An 18,936-nucleotide genomic window follows, 5' to 3' on the forward strand; every position below is an offset into this window, starting at 1 on the left:
GGTAGCGGGCCGATCAGCGGTTGTTGAAGTGGCCCATGGCCTGGGCGATGCCCAGCAGGCCCACCTGCACCACGGCCTTGGCGGCCAGTTCCACCCGCTCGGGCAGCAGGGCCTGTTCCTCCGGCGTCCAGCGGCCCAGCACGTATTCGCTCTGCCTGCCGCGGGGGAAGGCGCTGCCAATGCCGAAGCGCAGCCTCGGGAAGGCCTCCGTGCCGAGCACCTCGATGATGTGGCTGAGGCCGTTGTGGCCACCAGCCCCTCCACTGGACCGAAGCCGCACTTTGCCGAACGGCAGGGCCAGGTCATCGCTCACCACCAGCACACGCTCGGCCGGCACGTCCTCCTGGTCCATCCAGTAGCGCACGGCCTTGCCGCTGAGGTTCATGAAGGTCTGTGGTTTGAGCAGGATGAAGCTTCGGCCCTTATGGCGGAATTCGGCACGATCGGCGTAGCGCGCCGGCGCGAACCGCACCTCGAAGGCCCGGGCCAGATGGTCCACGACGTCGGATCCGATGTTGTGGCGGGTGCCGACATATTCCGGGCCGGGGTTGCCGAGGCCCACGATCAGGTGCTTCATGGGGTGCAATGCGCACGGACCCCGTGGGTGCGGGGTCCGTGCAGGGGGTGTGCGGCCCTGGGGGCCGGGTCATCACTTCTTGGCGGCGGGCTTGGCCTCGGCCTTCTTGGCATCCGCGGCCGGAGCGGCAGCGGCGGCCGGAGCGGCGGCGGCAGGGGCGGCTTCGGCCTCCTTCTTGGGCACGCTCACCTTCAGCACCACTTCCTCGGGCTTGTTCAACACCTCGATGCCGGCGAACTTCAGGTCGCGCACGCGCACGTTCTGGCCGATCTCCACATGGTCCACATCGTATTCCAGGTGTTCGGGCAGCTGGCTTGGCAGGCCCTTCACCTCCAGCTTGCGCAGGGTCTGGTTCAGCTTGCCGCCCTTGCGCACGCCGGTGGGCTGTCCCTTCAGGCGCAGGCTGAGGGTCACGCGGGCGGGCTTGTCCTCGGCCAGCTCGATGAAGTCGGCGTGGAGGATCTTGTCGGACACCGGGTGGAACTGCGTTTCCTGCAGCTTGGCCATCACCTTGCGGCCTTCCAGGTCGAGCTCGATGCGATAGGCGTCAGGGGTGTGCACCACTTTCCCCAGGGCCGCCTCGTCCGTGGCGAAGTGGGTGACACTGCCACCGCCGTAGAGGACGCAGGGCACCTGCTTCTCGCGGCGAAGCTGGTCGGCGTTCTTGGTGCCGGTGGTGGTGCGCACGGCGCCGGTGAGTTCTACCTTCTTCATGGGTCGGGGGGTTAGGCGATGATGAAATGGCTGCTGATGCTCTCGTGGCTGCGGACGCGCTTGATGACGTCGGCGAACAACTGGGCCACGGTGAGCTGCTTGATCTTGGTGGTGCGGGCCAGCTTCTCGGGCCCGATGGGAATGGTGTCGGTGACGATGAGCTCCGCCAGGCTGGAGCGCTGCAGCCGGTCGCAGGCGTCGCCGCTGAGCACGGCGTGCGTACACACGGCGCGCACGCTCTTGGCCCCCAGGTCGGTCATCATGTCGGCGGCCTTGGTCAGGGTGCCGGCCGTGTCCACCATGTCGTCGATCAGCACAACGTCCTTGTCCTTGACGTCACCGATCACGGTCATCTTCTCGATCTGGTTGGCCACCTTGCGCTGCTTGTAGCAGATGGCCATGTCGCAGCCCAGGTGCTTGCTGTAGGCATTGGCCCGCTTGGTGCCGCCGGTGTCCGGCGCGGCCATCACCAGGTCCTTCAGACCGAGCTCCTTGATGTAGGGCAGGAAGATGCTGCTGGCGAACAGGTGGTCCACCGGCACCTCGAAGAAGCCCTGGATCTGATCGGCGTGAAGGTCCATGGTCATCACGCGGTCCACACCGGCGGCCGTCAGCATGTTGGCCACCAGCTTGGCGCCGATGCTCACGCGCGGCTTGTCCTTGCGGTCCTGCCGGGCGAAGCCGAAATAGGGGATCACGGCCACGATGCGTTTGGCGCTCGCCCGCTTGGCGGCATCCACCATCATCAGCAGCTCGAACAGGTTGTCGCTGGGCGGAAAGGTGCTCTGCACGATGAAGACCAGTTCGCCGCGGACCGTCTCCTCGAAACTGGGCTGGAACTCCCCGTCGCTGAAGCGGCTGACGGAGACCTCCCCGAGCCGCTCGCCGGAAAAGGCGGCGATCTTCTCGGCCAGATACCGCGTGGCGGTACCGCTGAAGATCTTGGCGGACTCGTACATGGCTTCCCGCGAAAGGGCTGCAAAGGTAGTTATCTCCGGGAGGTTATCAACGATCGTTGGTGGACCCCGGGAAACAGGGAGGGCGCGGCTTTGAGCGACCTTCGTGGCCCACCCCGCCCCGGATGCCTTCCAGACGCCCCTCCCCCACTGACGGCCACCTGGCCCCCCGCGTGCTGGCGGCCGTGCAGCGCGCCGGCCATGCCGGTGTCACCAGCCAGCAACTGGCCCTGCAGTTGGGCTTCCGCGACAAGGGGCAGCGCTACCTGCTGTACGATGCCCTGGAGGCCCTGTTGGACGAGGGGCGCATCCGCAGCGGCAAGAAGGGACGGTACATCGCGTCCGGCGGGGCCGACACCCTGGAGGGCACCATCGACATCATCGGCAGCGGGGGCGGGTACGTGCGGCCCGATCCGGCGGGCGACACAGGCCGCGGCGATGTGTTCGTGCATCCCCGCAACGTGGGGACCGCCCTGCATGGCGACACCGTGCGGGTGAAGCTCACCGGCGGACGCGGCCAGCGACCCGAAGGCCGGGTGGTGGACGTGCTGCGCCGACGCCGGACGGAGTTCGTGGGCACGGTGCACATCCGCCAGGGCCGGCTGATGCTGGTGGCCGACGACCAGCGCGTGCAACGTCCCTTCCTGATCCCGGCCAACGAGGCCCGTGGCGCACGCGAGGGCGACAAGGCCATCATCGCTCTGGGCGAATGGAAGGACGCCCGCGACCTGCCGCGCGGCAGCGTGGTGCGCGTGCTGGGCCGCGCCGGCGAGCACCAGGTGGAGATGCACGCGATCCTCGCGGAGTTCGGCCTGCCGCTGGAGTTCCCCGAGAGCGTGCTCGCCGCGGCCTCCACGATCCCCGATGGATGCACGCCCCAGGAGATCGCACGGCGCCGCGACATCCGCAGCATCCCCACCCTCACCATCGATCCGGAGGATGCCAAGGACCTGGACGATGCCCTGAGCGTTCGGCAACTGGACAACGGCCATTGGGAGGTGGGCGTGCACATCGCCGACGTGAGCCACTACGTACACCCCGGCTCGGTGATCGACCTGGAGGGGTCGGCCCGCGCCACCAGCGTGTACCTGGTGGACCGCGTGGTGCCCATGCTGCCCGAACGGCTCAGCAACGACCTGTGCTCCCTGAACCCCCACACCGACAAGCTGAGCTTCAGCGCCATCTTCGAACTGGACGATCGCGCCCGGGTGAAGGCCGAGTGGTTCGGGCGCACGGTGATGCGCAGCCAGCGGCGCTTCGCCTATGCCGAGGCCCAGGCCATCATCGACGGGGCCACGGGTGAGTTCGGGGCCGAGGTGCTCACCCTGCACAAGCTGGCGCAGGTGCTGCGCAGCGAGCGCATCGCCAACGGGGCGCTGGAGATCGGCGGCAACGAGGTGAAGTTCCGGTTGGACGAGAAGGGGCGGCCGATCGAGGTGTACGAGAAGGTGATGGGGCCGGCCAACTGGTTGATCGAAGAGTTCATGCTGCTGGCCAACAAGCGGGTGGCCGCCTGGGTGGGCAAGCAGCGCAAGGGCGGTGTTCCGCCCTTCGTCTACCGGGTCCACGACCTGCCCGATACCGAGAAAGTGGAACAGCTGCGCGCTCTGGCCCGCAGCTTCGGGCACGAGCTCAGCATCGGCAAGGGCGAGGACCTGCCCCATGCGATCAACCGGTTGCTGCGGGCCGTGAAGGGTCGCGAGGAGGAGAACATCATCAAGCAGGTGGCCATCCGCAGCATGGCCAAGGCCATCTACAGCACCGACAACATCGGCCACTACGGCCTGGCCTTCGAGCACTACACGCACTTCACCAGCCCCATCCGCCGGTACCCGGACCTGCTGGTGCACCGGGCCCTGGCGCACTACCTGGGCGGTGGCCGCCACCTGGACAAGGAGGCGCTGGAGCTGAGCTGCCGGCACAGCAGCAACATGGAGAAGCGGGCGGCCGATGCCGAACGGGCCAGCATCCGGTACAAGCAGGCCGAGTACCTCCTGGCCCGGGTGGGCGAGCGGTTCGAGGGGACCATCAGCGGCCTCACCAACTGGGGCGTGTACGTGGAGCTGAAGGCCAACCGCTGCGAGGGCATGATCCCCCTGCGCGAACTGCCCGGCGACGCCTACCGCTTCGATGCCGAACGCTACCAGGTGGCCGGGCTGCGCACGGGCCGGCGCTTAAGGCTGGGTGATGAGGTGGCCGTCCGCATCAAGGCGGTGGACATGGACCGCCGCACGGTGGACCTGGTGCTGGACGAGGCGCGTGGGTCAAGGCCCCCCGCGAAAGGACGCACTAAACGAGCTTGAGGCGACGCGAAAGGTCGTCCTTGTAGCTGCCGCCGATCGGGATCACCTTCTTGTCGTTCTCCAGGATCAGGTTGGGCTGCTCGATGGCCACGATCTTGTCGATGCGCACGATGAAGGAGCGGTGCACCCGGGCGAACTCGCTCTCGGGCAGCTTGCCCTCGATGTCCTTCATGGTGCTGTGCACCGTGTAGCGTGCGTTGAGGGTGTTGATCACCACGTAATCCTTGAGCGCCTCGATGTAGTAGATGTCGCTGATGCGCAGCTTCACCAGGCGGCTGTTGCTCTTCACGAAGAGCAGGTCGTTGGCGCTGCCCTGGCTTTCCACCAGGTTGAACAACAGGTCGCGCTCCTTGAGCACCTCGGCCTCCTTCTTGTGCTTGTACAGCGCCATCTCGATCGACGTGTGGATGTCGATCTCCTTGAAGGGCTTGATGATGTAACCGTAAGGCTGGGTCACCTTGGCCTTGTTCAGGGTGCTTTCGTCGGCATAGGCCGTCAGGAAGATCACCGGGATGTTGGTCTCCTGGCGGATCTGCGTGGCGGCCTCGATGCCGTTCATCTCCCCCTTGAGCATGATGTCCATGAGGATGATGTCGGGCTGGGCCTCCACAGCGAGCTTCACGGCCTGTTCGCCCGTGGCGGCGGCACCCACGACATGGTAGCCCAGCTTCTTCAGGCTGTGCTGGATGTCCTTGCTCACGATGCTCTCGTCCTCAACGACCAGGACATTGGTCTGGGCCATGTGCGCGCGCTACTTGATGCGATCAAAAGTAAGGAAATACCGCACCCCCGGGCCGCTTTCGCGTTCCAGCCGGGCATCGAGCTGTTCGCTGAGGGTCGCCACCAGTTGCAGGCCCAGATTGGCATCGCGCTCGGCGTCGAAGCCTTCGGGCAGGCCGATGCCATCGTCGGCCACCTCCACGGTGACGCGCCCGTCCCGGCAGGAGAGGGCGATGGTGATGATGCCCGCCGCGCCGTCCGGATAGCCGTGCTTGAGGGCGTTGCTGATCAGCTCGTTGAGGATGAGGCCGCAGGGGATGGCCTGGTCCAGCACGAGCTCCACCCGCTCCAGGTCGGTGCGCAGCTCCACCTTGCCGCTGAGGCTGTAGCTCAGCACCAGGTTGCGGGCCAGGCGATCGATGTAGGACGACAGGTCGACGCTGCTGAAGGTCTTGTTCTGGTACAGGCTCTCATGGATGAAGCTCATCGAGCGGATGCGGTCCTGGCTCTCGCGGATCAGGTCGAGCATGCGCTGGTCGTGCCCCACATAGGCGGTCTGCAGATTGAGGATGCTGCTGATGATCTGCAGGTTGTTCTTCACGCGGTGATGCACTTCTTTGAGCAGCACCTCATTCTCGCGCAGGCGTTCGATCAGCTGGCGTTCGGCCTCCTTCTTGTCGGTGATGCCATAGGCCAGGCAGCTGATCTCGGCCACGCGCCCGTCCACGCGGATGGGGTTCAGGAAGTTCTCCACCCACCGGGTGCGGCCGTCGGTGTCGTGCATCTCCACCTCGAACTGGCGGGGCCGGCCCTTCATGGCGGCCTCGTAGTGGGTGCGGATGGACCGGCGTTCGGCCGGGGCCACGCGCTCCAGCATGTGCTCCAGGAAGGCATCGCCCACCCGCGGGGTGTAGCCGAAGGCCTCCGTGCTGCTGTCCCGGAAATGGTCGTTCAACGAGGTGATGCGGAACTCCTGGTCCAGGGTCCACACCATCATGTTGGCGCTGTTCTCGAAGATGGCCGTCAGGCGCGCGGCCTGCTCGCGCACGGTACGCTCGGCGAGCTTCTGCTCGGTGATCTCATGGCCCACGCCGAAGACCTCGCGCACCCGGCCATCCGCGCTGAACACCGGGCTCAGGAAGACCTCGTTGCTCACGTACCGGCCCCGGGCATCGGTGAGCTCGGTCTCGAACCGCAGCGGGCGGCCCGTGAAGGCCTCCCGGTATTTCTCCTCCCAGAACGCATGGTAGGTCTCGCTGGCGAAGCGTTTGCGCGGGATGTTACCATCCCGGTTGATCTCCGGGCGCGTGCCGTACAGGCGTTCGATCATCCGGGCGTAGCCCTGGTTGAAGCTCGTGAGGGCGATGCGCTCATCCACGCTCCAGAACATGTGCTCGCTGCTCTCGAAGAGGGCGCGCAAGGTGGCCTCCTGCTTCACCACCAGCCCGCGGGCCTCATGCTCCCGGGTGACGTCGCGGAAGATGCCGCGCGTGGCCACCGGACGGCCATCCACCCGGCGCACGTTGCGGTTGCCCTCCACGGTGATGCTGCGGCCGTCCTTGGCCAGCAGCACGGTGGTGATGGGCCCGCCCGGCTCGCCGGCGAAGGCGCCCTCGAACTGGGCACGAAAAGCCTCCCGGTGATCGGGATGCACCACGTCCCACACCGTGATGTGCGCGACCTCTTCGGAGGTGTAGCCGAGCGTGTCGCGCCAGGCCCTGTTCACGTACTCGAAGCGGCCATCGGGCGTCACGCTCTGGATCAGGTCCATCGCGTTCTCGAAAAGGTCGCGGTACCGCTCCTCACTGGCCCGCAACGCCTCCTGGTCACGCTTGGCGTGGGTGATGTCGCGGCTCACGCCCATGCTGCCCAGGAGCGAGCCCTGCTCGTCGTACAACCGGGAGGCGGCCAGGAAGGTGAGGAACACCTCCCCCTTGTGATCGACGTTGTGCACTTCGCCGGCGAAGGCCCCGTGCGCGTTCAGTTCCCCCTGGATGCGGGCGTGCTCCTCCCCGTGCGCGTAGAGCATGCGGGCGGGACGGCCCAGCACCTCATCCGCCTCGTAACCGAAGCGCACCATGGCCGCCGGGTTGAACTCGGTGATGAGCCCGGCCTCGTCCACGGCGATGATCATGTCCAGGGAGCTGTCCACCAGGCTGCGCGCGAAGCGCTTCGCGCGGCGCAGTTCCTCCTGTGTGCGGCGGTGGTCCATGATCTCCTGGCGCAGCACACGGTTCACTTCCTCGGCCATCTGGGCCCGCAGACCGGCCTCCATGGTGGCCCGCATGCGCCCGACGTCGCGCAGGTGCACCTGCACGGCGGGCGCACCTTCATGGAACGTGCGTGAGGCGGAAAGGAGCACACGCCCGCCGGAACCGTCGGCACGCCGCAGGGCCAGCTCCACGGGGGCGCCCTCACCCTCGCGGCGGGCTTCCTCCAGGCACGCGGCCAGCACCGGCCGATGCGTGGGTTCCACGGCATCGGCCAGGACGGTCCCGGTACTGGGCGCACCCATCAGCAGGTCGGCGGTGGGATTGCCGTACCGCACAAGGCCATCCTGCACGATGAGGATCCCCTCCGGGGCATGCTCCACGAGCCGGCGGTAGTTCTCCAGCAGCGCCTGCTGCTCCAGTTCGGCCTGCACCTGGGGCGACCGGTCGATCAGCGTGCCCGCGATGGTGGTGATCCCATCCTCGGAGCGGTCCAGGTAGACGTTCTCGAGCACATGCACCGTGCGACCGCTGAAATGGCGCAGGCGGATGGTGTGGTTGATGAGGTGCCCGCGTTCGGTGAGCTCCTTCAGGTACTCCGTGCGGTCCTCCTCGTTCAGGTAGAGCACCTTGGCGTTCACCTGCATCAAGGCATCCCGGTCCGGATAGCCCAGGATACGGGCCATGGAGGCGTTGCACTCCAGGAAACGCCCGTCCAGCGTGGTGCGGAACACGCCGGCCATGTTGCGGTCCACCAGGTCCTCGTACTGCCGGCGCAGCTCCAGATAAGCCCTGGCCAGCTCCTGGGTGCGTGACCCTTCCGCATCGGCCGTTCCGCTCATCGGGTCGAACTTACACAGGTGGTCGGTGACCGCAGCTGCGCTGGATCATGGGGCATCGCCACCGCTCTCGAACGGCGGGGGCACGCGGGTGCCATCGATCTTCACCTCCTGGCCGTCCTTGTAGCGGATGGTGATCAGCAGCTGTCCCTCGGGCGACCAGTGTTCGAAATCGCCCTGCTGCAGGCCCATGGCGTACCGGCCTTCCAGCCGCAACTGCCCGTTGGGCCACCACCACCGATGCCTGCCGTTGGGCTCACCGCCCACGAAGGAGCCCTCGAAACTGCGCTTGCCGCTCTCAAAGGTGTGACGCCACTCCCCCTCCTTCTGCCCGTCCTGGTAGGCACCCTCCTCGGTGTGGTCGCCCACGCGATAGAACCATTTGCCTTCGCGCTTGCCATCGATGTACTCGCCCTGCGTGATCACGTTGCCCTCCTCATCATACTCCACGGAAGCGCCGTCCTCCCGGCCCTTGCGGTAGTTCTCCTCGCGGTGCAGCTTGCCGCTCTCATAGAACCATTTCCAGAGGTTCTGCGCCTGCCCCGCCTGGTAGCGTCCCTTCTGCTCCACCGCGCCGCTGCGGTGGAAAAAGGTCCACTCCCCTTCCCGCTTGCCGTCCTTGTACTCGCCCTCCGCCCGCTTCTCGCCGGTCACGTAATACTCCGTCCAGCGGCCCTGCGGCACACCGCGCTCATCCACCGGTCCTTCCCGCATCAGGCGGTCGTCGGTGTAAATGGCCGCTGAGCGCACCTGGCCCTGCTCATCGTACTCGCGGAAAAGCCCTTCACGCATGCCTTGCTTGCTGTAGCTGCCGATGCTGGCCACCCGGCCGTTGGAGTGATAGGTGTTCTTGATGGTCAGCGTCATCGCCGCACGCGAACCGGTGTCCACCTGGTCCTGGTCGTACTTCACCATCTGCTTCAGGCTGCCGGCCGCATCATACTCCTTGTAGATGCCCTGCCGCTTGTCGTCCACATAGGTGCACTCCCACTTCACCTTGCCGTTGGCGTGGAATTCCTTCCAGGGTCCCTGCTTGAGCCCGGCCGCATCGATCCGGTTGATGGGCTCGCGCTTGCGGAGCATGCCGCCCCCGTAGCTCAACAGCGCCACGAGCCGGCCGTCCTCGGCGTATTCACCCCCCCTGCCCTCCTCCTTGCCCGCCACGAAGGGCACCACCTTGTGCACCTGACCGTTCGGGTGGTAGTAGGTGCTGTTGCCCTCGCGCACATCGGCCGCGTAGCGCTCCTCGCTCACCAGTGCGCCCGAGGCGTCGAACTTGCGCTGTGCCCCGTTCTTGCGGCCATCGGTGTATTCGATCGTGGAACTGAGCCATCCTTCCGGGGCGTAGAACTTCCACAGGCTGTCGAGCTGGAACCGGGTGCGTGCGCCCTCGGACCGCAGCACGCCGTTCTCGTAGTAGGTCTTCCAGATCCCCTCGGGCTTGCCGTCCACCAGCATGCCCTCGCTGCTCACCGTGCCGTTGGGATGGCGGTACTGGGTGAAACCGTCCTGACCGGCCGCCACAAAGGTGCAGCACAGGACGGCGGCCACCACGATCATCCGATGCCCTGCACGTATCCCATGAATACTTTCTTTAAAGAGAATAGATGATATAGTAAGGGCTGTGGACACGGTGGATGATCGGTGGGCCGCCCGCTTGCACGAACGGGTTATCAAAAGTAGTTCACCACGGCGGGCCGTCCTGTGGATAACGTGCAGAACGCTGACCCGCGGTGGACGTGGACCGGGCATCGGTCATCCACGATCGTGGATGATCACCGTTCCCTGGACCGGTTGAAAACCTGGAGCCGGTTGCCGACCCTTGGGCGGTGGGATCCCCCGTGCACAACCCGGTAGAAGATGCGCTTGCTGTTGACGATCCCCTGGCGTATGGCACGGTGGACAACTCGCAGGGCGGAAAAGTTGTTGATCGATCATCCACAGGGATCGACCGTGATCGACGATCGGATCGTGGACAACGGGGCCGGGGTATCTTTGAGGCATGGCACAACACATCGCCGTGGGCAGTGATCATGCGGGTTTGGACCTGAAGCACGCCGTGAAGGAACACCTGCGGGCACGCGGGGTGGAGGTGACCGACAAGGGCACCCATGTGCGGGAGAGCGTGGACTATCCGGACCATGCCCATGCGGTGGCCGCGGCGGTGGCCGCCCACCAGGCCGAGCTCGGCATCCTCATCTGCGGCAGCGGCAACGGCGTGGCCATCACCGCCAACAAGCACCGCGGGGTGCGGGCAGCCCTGGCCTGGCTGCCCGAGCTGGGCCGGTTGGCGCGCGAGCACAACGACGCGAACGTGCTGGCCCTTCCGGCACGGTTCATCAGTGTGGAGCAGGCCCTTGCCGTGGTGGATGCCTTCCTTGATGCCCGCTTCGAAGGAGGCCGCCATCAGGCGCGGGTGGAGAAGATCGAACAGGCATGAAGGGCCGCTTCGGTACGTTGATCGTCGTGCTGCTCGTGGTGCTGGGAAAGGTCCCGGCCCAGGTGGACAGCACGGCCCTGCGGTATGCGTCCACCATCACCGCGGCCGACCTCATGCAGCACCTGGGCATCCTGGCCAGCGATGCCTATGAGGGCCGTGAGGCCGGCCAGCGCGGGCAGAAGATGGCCGCGGAATACCTGCGCGAGCAGTTCCAGGCCTTCGGGATCCCCGAGGTGCCCGGCGGGGCCGAACGCGGCATCACACAGGGCTATTTCCAGCCCTTCGTGCTGGAGGTGCGGCGCCCCGGAGGCATCGTGGTGAAGGTGTCCGGCAAGCCGTACCGCTACCTGGAGGGGATGTTCTACTTCAATGAACGGTTGGAACAGGACCTGCGGGTGGAACAGGCGCTGGTGGTGTGTGCTCCCGCCGCGATGCGGCCCGATACCGTGCTGCGCGGCCGCGACCTCAAGGGCATGGCCCTGCTGGTGGTGGAGCGCGCACCAACAGGAGCCTCCCCACTGTCCGCCGTGAGCGCATGGACCACCGCGGCCGAACAGGCCGGAGCCGCGGTGCTGTTCTACGCCACACCGACATACGGGGAGCTGCGCAGCACCTACCAGCATCACCTGTCCAGTGCGCGTATGCGGCTGGCGGGCGATCGGGACGCGCGCGGGGGAAAGCGGCCGGAGCGGGCAGGTGCCTTGCAGGTGATCCTGGCGGGGCCCGACCTCCGCGATGCACTGCTGGCCGGTGCCGGATGGACGGAGGCCCGCCTGGTGAAACGCGCCCGGAAACGTCCGGTCACCGTTCCGTTCGCACCGGACCTGGTGCTGAGCGCCACTCCGTTGAAAAGCGAGCTCATCAGCGAGAACGTGTTGGCTTATGTGGAGGGCGGCGACCTCAAGGACGAACTGGTAGTGGTGACCGCGCATTACGACCACATCGGCAAGGAGGGCAGCGAGGTGTACAACGGGGCGGATGATGATGGCAGCGGCACGGTGGCGCTACTGGAAATGGCCGAGGCGTTCGCGCGGGCGAAGGCCGATGGTCAGGGCCCGCGCCGCAGCGTGCTCTTCATGCCGGTGAGCGCCGAGGAGAAGGGCCTGCTGGGTTCGCAGTACTACAGTGAGCATCCGGTCTTCCCCCTGGACCGCACGGTGGCCGACCTCAACATCGACATGATCGGACGCCGGGACAGTGCCCACGCCACCGGCGCACCGTACGTGTATGTGATCGGCAGCGACCGGATGAGCACCGAGCTGCATGCGCTCAACGAGCAGGCCAACCGCACCTACACCGGGCTGGAGCTCGACTACACCTTCAACGCACCGGACGATCCCAACAAGTACTACTACCGCAGCGACCACTACAACTTCACGCGCAACGGGGTGCCGGCCATCTTCTACTTCAGCGGTGTGCACGAGGACTACCATGGCCCCGGCGACGAGGTGGACAAGATCCTGCCCGACCTGCTGGAGCAACGCACCCGCCTGGTGTTCCACACCGCCTGGTTGCTGGCCAACCGGCCCGAACGGATCGTGGTGGACCGCCCCGAGGGCGGCAAGTAGGCCCTGCTAGGAGGCCTGCGCCGGTTCGGCCAGCAGGTCCTGCAGGAAGCGCTCGAGGTTGCGCTTGTAGTGCGTGTAGTGCTCGCCGGTGCCCGGCCCATAGAAGCCCGTGCGGATGCGACGCACCTTGCCCTGCCGGTCGATGATGATGCAGGTCGGGTAGCTCATCACGTGGTCCAGGAAGGGCAGCTTGGCGCTGGCCACCTCCTTGTTGGCGTTGCCGGCGTACACGATGGGGTAGTTCACCTGCAGGCGGTCGCGGAAGTGCTTCAATGCGGCGATGGAGCGGGCCTCGTCCTCGTACTTCTCGAAGGCGATGGCGATCACCTCCAGCCCATTGCCGTTGTACTTCGCATAGAGCTCGTCCAGCAGCAGGGTCTCGTCCACGCAGTTGGGGCACCAGCTGCCCATCACCTGCACCATCAGCACCTTGCCGGCGAAACGCGCGTCCTTGGGGCTTACCGTGCCGCCGTCGATCCCCGGGAAGCGGAAGTCCACCATGTCGTGCCCCTCCTTCAGGAAGGTGAGCGAATCGGGGTCGCGCAGGTGGAAGTGGGGATCGCGCACGGCCACCCAGGGTTCCTGCCAATGGGTGCCGCTCCAGTAGCGGCCGATGAGGCTGTCGTGGCGCAGCTGCGCTTTGAACAGGAAGGCGTGCGAGCCGTCGAAGCACGAGAGCTTCAGCGAATCCCCGTCCACCACGCCTTCCAGGAAGCGGTAGTCGCCCGTCTCGGTACCGAAGGTGCCCGTGAGCTGTCCGTCCCGCTGGGTGAACAAGCCCAGGGCATCGTAGGCCTCCGGGGTGCCGTGGCTGAAGTGGGTGCGCCATTGCCCGGAGAGGTCATCCAGTGCGCTGCGGGTCTGCGCGAACCGGCGGGCGATGCCGGCGGACGCCGTGAACGCGATGCGGTAGTCGGGACCCTTAAGGTAGTTGTGCCAGTGGCCGGTGATGGTGCTGTCGTTCAGCACGCGGCCGCGGAACTCCGAGTCGAACAGGGGCATCCGCACGCGGATGGAGTCACCATGCAGGGCGATGTCATCCACGGCGATGCGTTCCTCGCCGTTGTGCACCACCATGTGCCAGGTGCTGTCGTGCTCCAGGTCGAAGAGGAAGGGCAGTTCCTGCCCGTTGAGGTCCAGCGCCATGCGCCAGGGGCCGGAGCGCGGGGTGGCGGGCCCGTCCGCGGTCTTCGGTGCGCAGCCACCCCATCCGCAGGCGACGATGAACAGAATGAGGGCAGCGCGCAGGGCCATGGACAAGGCCGGCAAAGCTAGAAGCCTTGGCCGAGCGGCCATGGACGCTTGCTTCGGCAGCGGGGAAACCTACAGGTCGAAGGTGATGCCCTGCGCCAGCGGCAATTTGGTGCCGTAGTTGATCGTGTTGGTCTGGCGGCGCATGTAGGCCTTCCAGGCGTCGCTGCCGCTCTCGCGGCCGCCGCCGGTCTCCTTTTCGCCGCCGAAGGCCCCACCGATCTCCGCGCCGCTGGTGCCGATGTTCACGTTGGCGATGCCGCAGTCGCTGCCGGCCGCGCTCAGGAAGCGCTCGGCCTCGCGCAGGTCCAGCGTCATGATGGCGCTGCTCAGGCCCTGCTTCACGTTGTTCTGGATGGCGATGGCCTCGTGGAGGTCTCCGCCGTACTTCAGCAGGTACAGGATGGGCGCGAAGGTCTCCTCCTGCACGATGGCCATGTCCGGCGTGGCCTCCACCACGGCGGGTTTCACGTAGCAGCCGCTCTCGAAGCCCGCGCCGCTCAGCACGCCTCCCTCCACGGCCAGCTTGCCGCCCTGGGCCTTCGCGGCCTCCAGGGCCTTCAGGTACATGTTCACCGCGGCCTTGTCGATCAGCGGGCCCACGTGGTTGCGCTCGTCCAGCGGATCGCCGATGCGCAATTGGGCGTAGGCCTTCACCAGCTTCTGCTTGAAGGTGTCGTACACCGCCTCGTGGATGATAAGGCGGCGCGTGCTGGTGCAGCGCTGCCCGGCCGTGCCCACCGCGCCGAACACGCAGCCGATGAGGGCCATGTCCAGATCGGCCTTGTCGCTGATGATGATGGCGTTGTTGCCGCCCAGTTCCAGCAGGGACCGGCCCAGGCGCTCGCCCACCGCGGCACCCACGGCCTTGCCCATGCGGGTGCTGCCGGTGGCGCTCACCAGCGGGATGCGCGCATCATGGCTCATCCATTCGCCCACCTCGCGGCCTCCATTGATGATGCTGCTCACGCCCTCGGGCACGCCGTTGCGCGTGAACACCTCGGCGGTGATGTGCTGGCACGCGATGCTGCACAGGGGCGCCTTTTCGCTGGGCTTCCACAGCGTGACATCGCCGCAGACCCAGGCCAGGGCGGTGTTCCAGCTCCACACGGCCACCGGGAAGTTGAAGGCCGTGATGATGCCCACCAGCCCCACCGGGTGCCACTGTTCGTACATGCGGTGGTCCGGGCGTTCGCTGTGCATGGTGAGGCCGTGCAACTGGCGGCTCAGGCCCACCGCGAAGTCGCAGATGTCGATCATCTCCTGCACCTCGCCCAGGCCCTCCTGGTAGCTCTTGCCCATTTCGTAGCTCACCAGCTTGCCCAGGGCGGCCTTGTGCTTCCGGAGCTCTTCACCCAGCTGGCGCACCACTTCGCCCCGCTTGGGCGCGGGCCAGGCCCGCCATTCGGCGAAGGCCTTCTGCGCCGTGGCCACCACCTCGTCGTATTCCGCCCGCGTGGCACCGCGGACCGTTCCGATCAACGCGCCATCCACCGGGCTATGGCTCTCCAGCACCTCGCCGTGGCCGGGCAGCCACAGGATTCCGGTGGACACGCCGGGGTTCTGGTCGCGGACGCCGAGGGCGCGAAGCAGGTCTCCGATCCGCTGGGTGGGCAGGGTCATGGTGCTCATGGTCGTGCAAAAGGGCCGCAAAGGTAGATCCCCGGGAGAGGGGCTTCCGGTGCGTTCGGTCACCGGAACCAGGGCTCCACCCGTGGCGCCCGCCCGGTGTTCGCATAATGGTATGGTTATCAGCGCATTAGGCGGGTGGATCATCGACCTCGCCGATCGCGCCAGGATCGCCGATCAGCCACTCCGGACAGGTGCACTACTGCCCAAGGGCCTCCGTTGCGGCAGAGCGCAGAAAAACGCCCTTCTCAGACGGCCGCCTTCCGAAAGAGGTACAAGGAGCTCGAGGTGGGTCGGTCGGAGACGGCGCTCACGAGGTTGGACCAGGTTCCGAACAGCACACCGCGGAGGAGCGCCATCACCGGACCGTGGCCGCGGTACCGTTCGCTCAGCAGGGCGATGTAGGGGGCGTCCAGCCACATGGGCCGCACCGCGATGGGCTCGAAGCCATGTTCTGTTGCCAGGCGGTGGATATCCGAACGCCGGAAGTGGGAGAAGTGGCGGGGCACATCGTAGGCCGCCCAGGCGCTCCCGTAGTGCTGCGCATCCCAGCTTTCACGATCGGGCACGGCGATCACCAACAGGCCATCATCGGCGGTGAGGGCATAGAGGTGTTTCAAGGTGCCGCGCAGGTCGGGCAGGTGCTCCAACACATGCCACAGGGAGACCACATGGAACTGTTCCCGGCTTGGCACCTGGTCCAAGTGGGGCAGAACAGGGATGGCGTGGTGGGCGATGGCTTGTTCGCGGGCCTTCAGGGCGGGTTCCACGCCGGTGACGAGGTAGCCTTTCTGCTTGAGGTGACCGAGGAATTCGCCGGTACCGCAGCCCACATCCAAGACCCGGCCGTTGGTGCGGTGGGCGGCCACGAGGGCGTGTTTGCGCCTCAGGGCCCAGCGACGGGCCAGCTGGTACAGGCGGTCGGACAGCGTCCTGCGCGTGTTGCTGTGGCTGATGTAGTCGTCGCTCTCGTAGTAGCGGCCGATGGCCTGTGGGCCGGGTCTCGGGTTGGTGAACCGGAATCCACAGGTGCCACAGTCCATCAACTGGAAGCGCTCGTGCGAAATGGAGTGATCCTCGACCTGCACGGAAGGACGGGGGGCATCAGCCCCGCAAAGGGGGCAGCGGTCCAGGGTTTCGGTGGCGTGCTGTTCCACGTGGAACGATCGATCGGTCAACGGCCCATGTACACGAGCAGAACACTGATGTCGGCAGGGGAGACCCCGCTGATCCGGCTCGCCTGACCCAGGGTGGTGGGTCGCACCCGGTCGAGCTTCTGCCGTGCCTCCATGCTCAGGGAGGTCAGCTTCAGGTAGTCGAGATCCACGTCGAGCGGCACATGGTCCAGGCGGCTCATGCGCGAGGCGAGGTCACGCTCCCGCTCCAGATAGCCCTCGTACTTCACCTGGATCTCCACCTGTTCGATGGCCTCTTCCGCGAGGTCGCCAGCCTCCGCGCGCCAGGCCTCCCGACGCTCGAACAGGGGCTCCAGATCGGCGTAGCCGAGTTGGGGTCGGGTGAGCAGGTCGAAGAGGCGGGTGCGCTGTTTCACGGGGGTGGTTCCACGTGGAACGATCAGCGCATTCGAGGCCTCTGCGGCCGGGCTTTCCGCCTTGAGGCCGTCCACCAAGGCCCGGCTGAGCTGTTGCTTGCGCTCCACCCGCCGCATGCGCGCGTCGTCGGCCAGCCCCAGGGCATGGCTGCGCGGGGTCAACCGAAGGTCCGCGTTGTCTTGCCGCAGCAGGATGCGGAACTCGGCCCGGCTGGTGAACATGCGGTACGGCTCCTCTGTGCCCTTGGTGATCAGGTCATCCACCAGCACCCCGATGTAGGCCTCGTCCCGGCCCAGCACGAAGGGGTCCTTCTCCTGCAGCTTCAGGTGGGCATTGATGCCGGCCATCAGGCCCTGGCAGGCGGCCTCCTCGTAGCCGGTGGTGCCGTTGATCTGCCCGGCGAAGTAGAGCCCCTCCACCAGTTTGGTCTCCAACGTGTGCCGCAGCTGGGTGGGGGGGAAGTAGTCGTACTCCACGGCATAGCCGGGACGGAACATCCGGGCGTGGGCGAAGCCCGGGATCTTGCGCAGGGCCGCCAGCTGCACCTCCTCGGGCAGGCTGGTGGAGAAGCCGTTGATGTAGGTCTCCACCGTGTCCCAGCCCTCGGGCTCCACGAAGATCTGGTGCCGGTCCTTGTCCGCGAAGCGGTCGATCTTGTCCTCGATGCTGGGGCAGTAGCGCGGGCCGATGCCCCGGATGCGGCCGTTGAACATCGGGCTGCGGTCGAAGCCGGTGCGCAGGATGTCGTGCACCTCGGGGCTGGTGTAGGTCATCCAGCAGCTCAGCTGGCGGGCAAGCGGTGCCGTGGCGGGGGAGTAGCAGAACTTCCCGGGCCGTTCATCCCCGGGCTGCTCTTCCATCACGCTGTGGTCGATGCTGCGGCCGTCCACCCGGGGCGGGGTGCCGGTCTTCATCCGCCCGGCCTCGAAGCCGAGCTCCACCAGCTGTTCGGTGATGCCGTGGCTGGCCTTCTCGCCGGCCCGACCGCCCCCGATCTGGCGCTCGCCGATGTGCATCACCCCGTTCATGAAGGTGCCGCTGGTGAGCACCACGGCGCGGCAGGCGATGTCCATGCCGAGCCCGGTACGCACCCCGGTCACCCTTCCGCCCTCCACCGCGATGCGCACCACGCTGTCCTGCCAGAAGTGGACCTTCGGGGTCTGTTCCAGCAGGCGGCGCCATTCGGCGGCGAAGAGGTTGCGGTCGTTCTGGGTGCGGGGGCTCCACATGGCGGGGCCCTTGCTGCGGTTCAGCATGCGGAACTGCACGGCGCTGCGGTCACTCACCAGTCCGCTGTAGCCCCCCAGGGCGTCGATCTCGCGGACGATCTGGCCCTTGGCCACACCGCCCATGGCGGGGTTGCAGCTCATCTGCCCGATCACGCCCATGTTCATGGTCACCAGCAGCACGCGCGAGCCCAGGTTGGCCGCCGCCGCAGCGGCCTCGCAGCCGGCATGGCCGCCGCCCACCACCACCACGTCATAGGTGCCCAGGGTGCTCATGCGGCGATCGTGGAAAACCCGGTGTGTTCCACGTGGAACGATCGTGGAAAACCAAGACCCATCCTGCCCGGTCCGCGCCACGACGGAAGAGCTTGAGGAGGAGGTGCTAGCCGGTGGATCAACGGCTGTGGTAGAAAAGGAGGCTGGCCTTGGCCAGGGTGTTCGCGTTCAGCGTGTAGCCCACCAGGGCGGGACTGGCCTGGGCGTCCAGCCCCAGCTTCTCCACCCCCAGGGCATGCACCGTCACCACATACCGGTGGGCACCATGGCCCACGGGCGGACACGGACCCCCGTAGCCCTGGCCCCCGAAGTCGGTGCGGCTCTGCACGGCCACCTCGGGCATGCCGGGCATCCCCGGGGTGCCGGCGCCGGTTGGCAGGCCGGTGGTGCCGGCGGGCAGGTCGAAGACCACCCAGTGCCACCACCCGCTGCCGGTGGGCGCATCAGGGTCGTACATCGTCACGGCGAAGCTCTTGGTGCCGGTCGGAGCGTTCGTCCAGCTCAGCTGCGGGCTCTGGTTCTTCCCGGTGCAGCCGAAGCCGTTGTACACCTGCTGGTCGGTGGCCTGGCCGCCCACATCGGTGCTGCTGAGGGTGAAGGTCTGGGCCGCCAGGGTGCCGCTCAGCAGCAGCGGGGCCAGGCCGATCAGGGTGCGCATGGGGATGGAATGGATC

At 66.7% G+C, this 18,936-nt stretch carries 14 protein-coding genes; 3 read left to right on the forward strand and 11 right to left on the reverse strand.

Annotation, left to right across the window (positions count from 1 at the left end; genetic code table 11):
• Positions 1-13: 13 nt before the first annotated feature.
• The 3 genes from IPM49_11595 to IPM49_11605 all read right to left on the reverse strand — a co-directional run bounded on the left by IPM49_11595 (position 14) and on the right by IPM49_11605 (position 2,250).
• Positions 14-577 carry an aminoacyl-tRNA hydrolase gene (locus IPM49_11595; protein MBK9275164.1) on the reverse strand — a complete coding sequence of 188 codons (564 nt, stop codon included), beginning with the start codon at positions 575-577 and terminating at the stop codon, positions 14-16.
• Positions 578-649: 72 nt separating this feature from the next.
• The gene (locus tag IPM49_11600; protein MBK9275165.1) at positions 650-1,291 is read right to left on the reverse strand and encodes a 50S ribosomal protein L25; all 642 of its coding nucleotides are present in this window, start codon (positions 1,289-1,291) and stop codon (positions 650-652) included.
• 11 nt (positions 1,292-1,302) lie between these two features.
• The gene (locus IPM49_11605) at positions 1,303-2,250 is read right to left on the reverse strand and encodes a ribose-phosphate pyrophosphokinase (protein ID MBK9275166.1); all 948 of its coding nucleotides are present in this window, start codon (positions 2,248-2,250) and stop codon (positions 1,303-1,305) included.
• 122 nt (positions 2,251-2,372) lie between these two features.
• On the opposite strand from IPM49_11605, the gene rnr reads away from it, so the two are divergent.
• On the forward strand, positions 2,373-4,550 hold the full coding sequence (gene rnr, locus IPM49_11610) for a ribonuclease R (protein MBK9275167.1): 2,178 nt from the start codon (positions 2,373-2,375) through the stop codon (positions 4,548-4,550).
• Here rnr and IPM49_11615 read toward each other — a convergent pair.
• The 3 genes from IPM49_11615 to IPM49_11625 are packed head-to-tail and all read right to left on the reverse strand — an operon-like array spanning position 4,537 to position 9,879.
• Positions 4,537-5,292: a response regulator gene (locus IPM49_11615; GenBank protein ID MBK9275168.1), complete on the reverse strand. Its 756-nt coding sequence runs from the start codon at positions 5,290-5,292 to the stop codon at positions 4,537-4,539. The two genes, rnr and IPM49_11615, sit on opposite strands and share 14 nt — an antisense overlap.
• A 9-nt stretch (positions 5,293-5,301) precedes the next feature.
• Positions 5,302-8,322 carry a PAS domain S-box protein gene (locus tag IPM49_11620; protein MBK9275169.1) on the reverse strand — a complete coding sequence of 1,007 codons (3,021 nt, stop codon included), beginning with the start codon at positions 8,320-8,322 and terminating at the stop codon, positions 5,302-5,304.
• A gap of 45 nt (positions 8,323-8,367) precedes the next feature.
• Positions 8,368-9,879, reverse strand: coding sequence for a toxin-antitoxin system YwqK family antitoxin (locus IPM49_11625; GenBank protein MBK9275170.1), 1,512 nt, complete (start codon positions 9,877-9,879; stop codon positions 8,368-8,370).
• A 442-nt stretch (positions 9,880-10,321) separates the two neighbouring features.
• Between IPM49_11625 and rpiB the strand changes: the two genes are divergently transcribed.
• Together rpiB and IPM49_11635 are read left to right on the forward strand one after the other, a co-directional pair.
• Positions 10,322-10,759, forward strand: coding sequence for a ribose 5-phosphate isomerase B (gene rpiB, locus IPM49_11630; protein ID MBK9275171.1), 438 nt, complete (start codon positions 10,322-10,324; stop codon positions 10,757-10,759).
• A 701-nt stretch (positions 10,760-11,460) separates the two neighbouring features.
• Complete coding sequence (locus tag IPM49_11635; protein ID MBK9275172.1) at positions 11,461-12,327, forward strand: M28 family peptidase; 867 nt, start codon at positions 11,461-11,463, stop codon at positions 12,325-12,327.
• 6 nt (positions 12,328-12,333) lie between these two features.
• Here IPM49_11635 and IPM49_11640 read toward each other — a convergent pair whose 3' ends face one another.
• From IPM49_11640 to IPM49_11660, 5 genes are all read right to left on the reverse strand, one after another.
• On the reverse strand, positions 12,334-13,581 hold the full coding sequence (locus tag IPM49_11640) for a TlpA family protein disulfide reductase (protein ID MBK9275173.1): 1,248 nt from the start codon (positions 13,579-13,581) through the stop codon (positions 12,334-12,336).
• A 69-nt stretch (positions 13,582-13,650) separates the two neighbouring features.
• Positions 13,651-15,210 carry an aldehyde dehydrogenase family protein gene (locus IPM49_11645; protein MBK9275174.1) on the reverse strand — a complete coding sequence of 520 codons (1,560 nt, stop codon included), beginning with the start codon at positions 15,208-15,210 and terminating at the stop codon, positions 13,651-13,653.
• A gap of 245 nt (positions 15,211-15,455) precedes the next feature.
• Entirely contained in the window at positions 15,456-16,364 is a 909-nt protein-coding gene (locus tag IPM49_11650) for a class I SAM-dependent methyltransferase (GenBank protein MBK9275175.1), read from the reverse strand.
• Between the two features lie 17 nt (positions 16,365-16,381).
• Positions 16,382-18,262: a tRNA uridine-5-carboxymethylaminomethyl(34) synthesis enzyme MnmG gene (mnmG, locus tag IPM49_11655; protein ID MBK9275176.1), complete on the reverse strand. Its 1,881-nt coding sequence runs from the start codon at positions 18,260-18,262 to the stop codon at positions 16,382-16,384.
• A gap of 118 nt (positions 18,263-18,380) precedes the next feature.
• On the reverse strand, positions 18,381-18,920 hold the full coding sequence (locus IPM49_11660) for a YbhB/YbcL family Raf kinase inhibitor-like protein (GenBank protein MBK9275177.1): 540 nt from the start codon (positions 18,918-18,920) through the stop codon (positions 18,381-18,383).
• Between the last annotated feature and the right edge of the window lie 16 nt (positions 18,921-18,936).

It is taken from the genome of Flavobacteriales bacterium, assembly GCA_016715895.1.
Taxonomy (GTDB): domain Bacteria; phylum Bacteroidota; class Bacteroidia; order Flavobacteriales_F; family PHOS-HE28; genus PHOS-HE28.

Coding starts and splice junctions, on each gene's coding strand:
- IPM49_11595 (MBK9275164.1), bottom strand. CDS start 577: ATGAAGCACCTGATCGTGGGCCTCGGCAACCCCGGCCCGGAATATGTC.
- IPM49_11600 (MBK9275165.1), bottom strand. CDS start 1,291: ATGAAGAAGGTAGAACTCACCGGCGCCGTGCGCACCACCACCGGCACC.
- IPM49_11605 (MBK9275166.1), bottom strand. CDS start 2,250: ATGTACGAGTCCGCCAAGATCTTCAGCGGTACCGCCACGCGGTATCTG.
- rnr (MBK9275167.1), top strand. CDS start 2,373: ATGCCTTCCAGACGCCCCTCCCCCACTGACGGCCACCTGGCCCCCCGC.
- IPM49_11615 (MBK9275168.1), bottom strand. CDS start 5,292: ATGGCCCAGACCAATGTCCTGGTCGTTGAGGACGAGAGCATCGTGAGC.
- IPM49_11620 (MBK9275169.1), bottom strand. CDS start 8,322: ATGAGCGGAACGGCCGATGCGGAAGGGTCACGCACCCAGGAGCTGGCC.
- IPM49_11625 (MBK9275170.1), bottom strand. CDS start 9,879: ATGATCGTGGTGGCCGCCGTCCTGTGCTGCACCTTTGTGGCGGCCGGT.
- rpiB (MBK9275171.1), top strand. CDS start 10,322: ATGGCACAACACATCGCCGTGGGCAGTGATCATGCGGGTTTGGACCTG.
- IPM49_11640 (MBK9275173.1), bottom strand. CDS start 13,581: ATGGCCCTGCGCGCTGCCCTCATTCTGTTCATCGTCGCCTGCGGATGG.
- IPM49_11645 (MBK9275174.1), bottom strand. CDS start 15,210: ATGAGCACCATGACCCTGCCCACCCAGCGGATCGGAGACCTGCTTCGC.
- mnmG (MBK9275176.1), bottom strand. CDS start 18,262: ATGAGCACCCTGGGCACCTATGACGTGGTGGTGGTGGGCGGCGGCCAT.
- IPM49_11660 (MBK9275177.1), bottom strand. CDS start 18,920: ATGCGCACCCTGATCGGCCTGGCCCCGCTGCTGCTGAGCGGCACCCTG.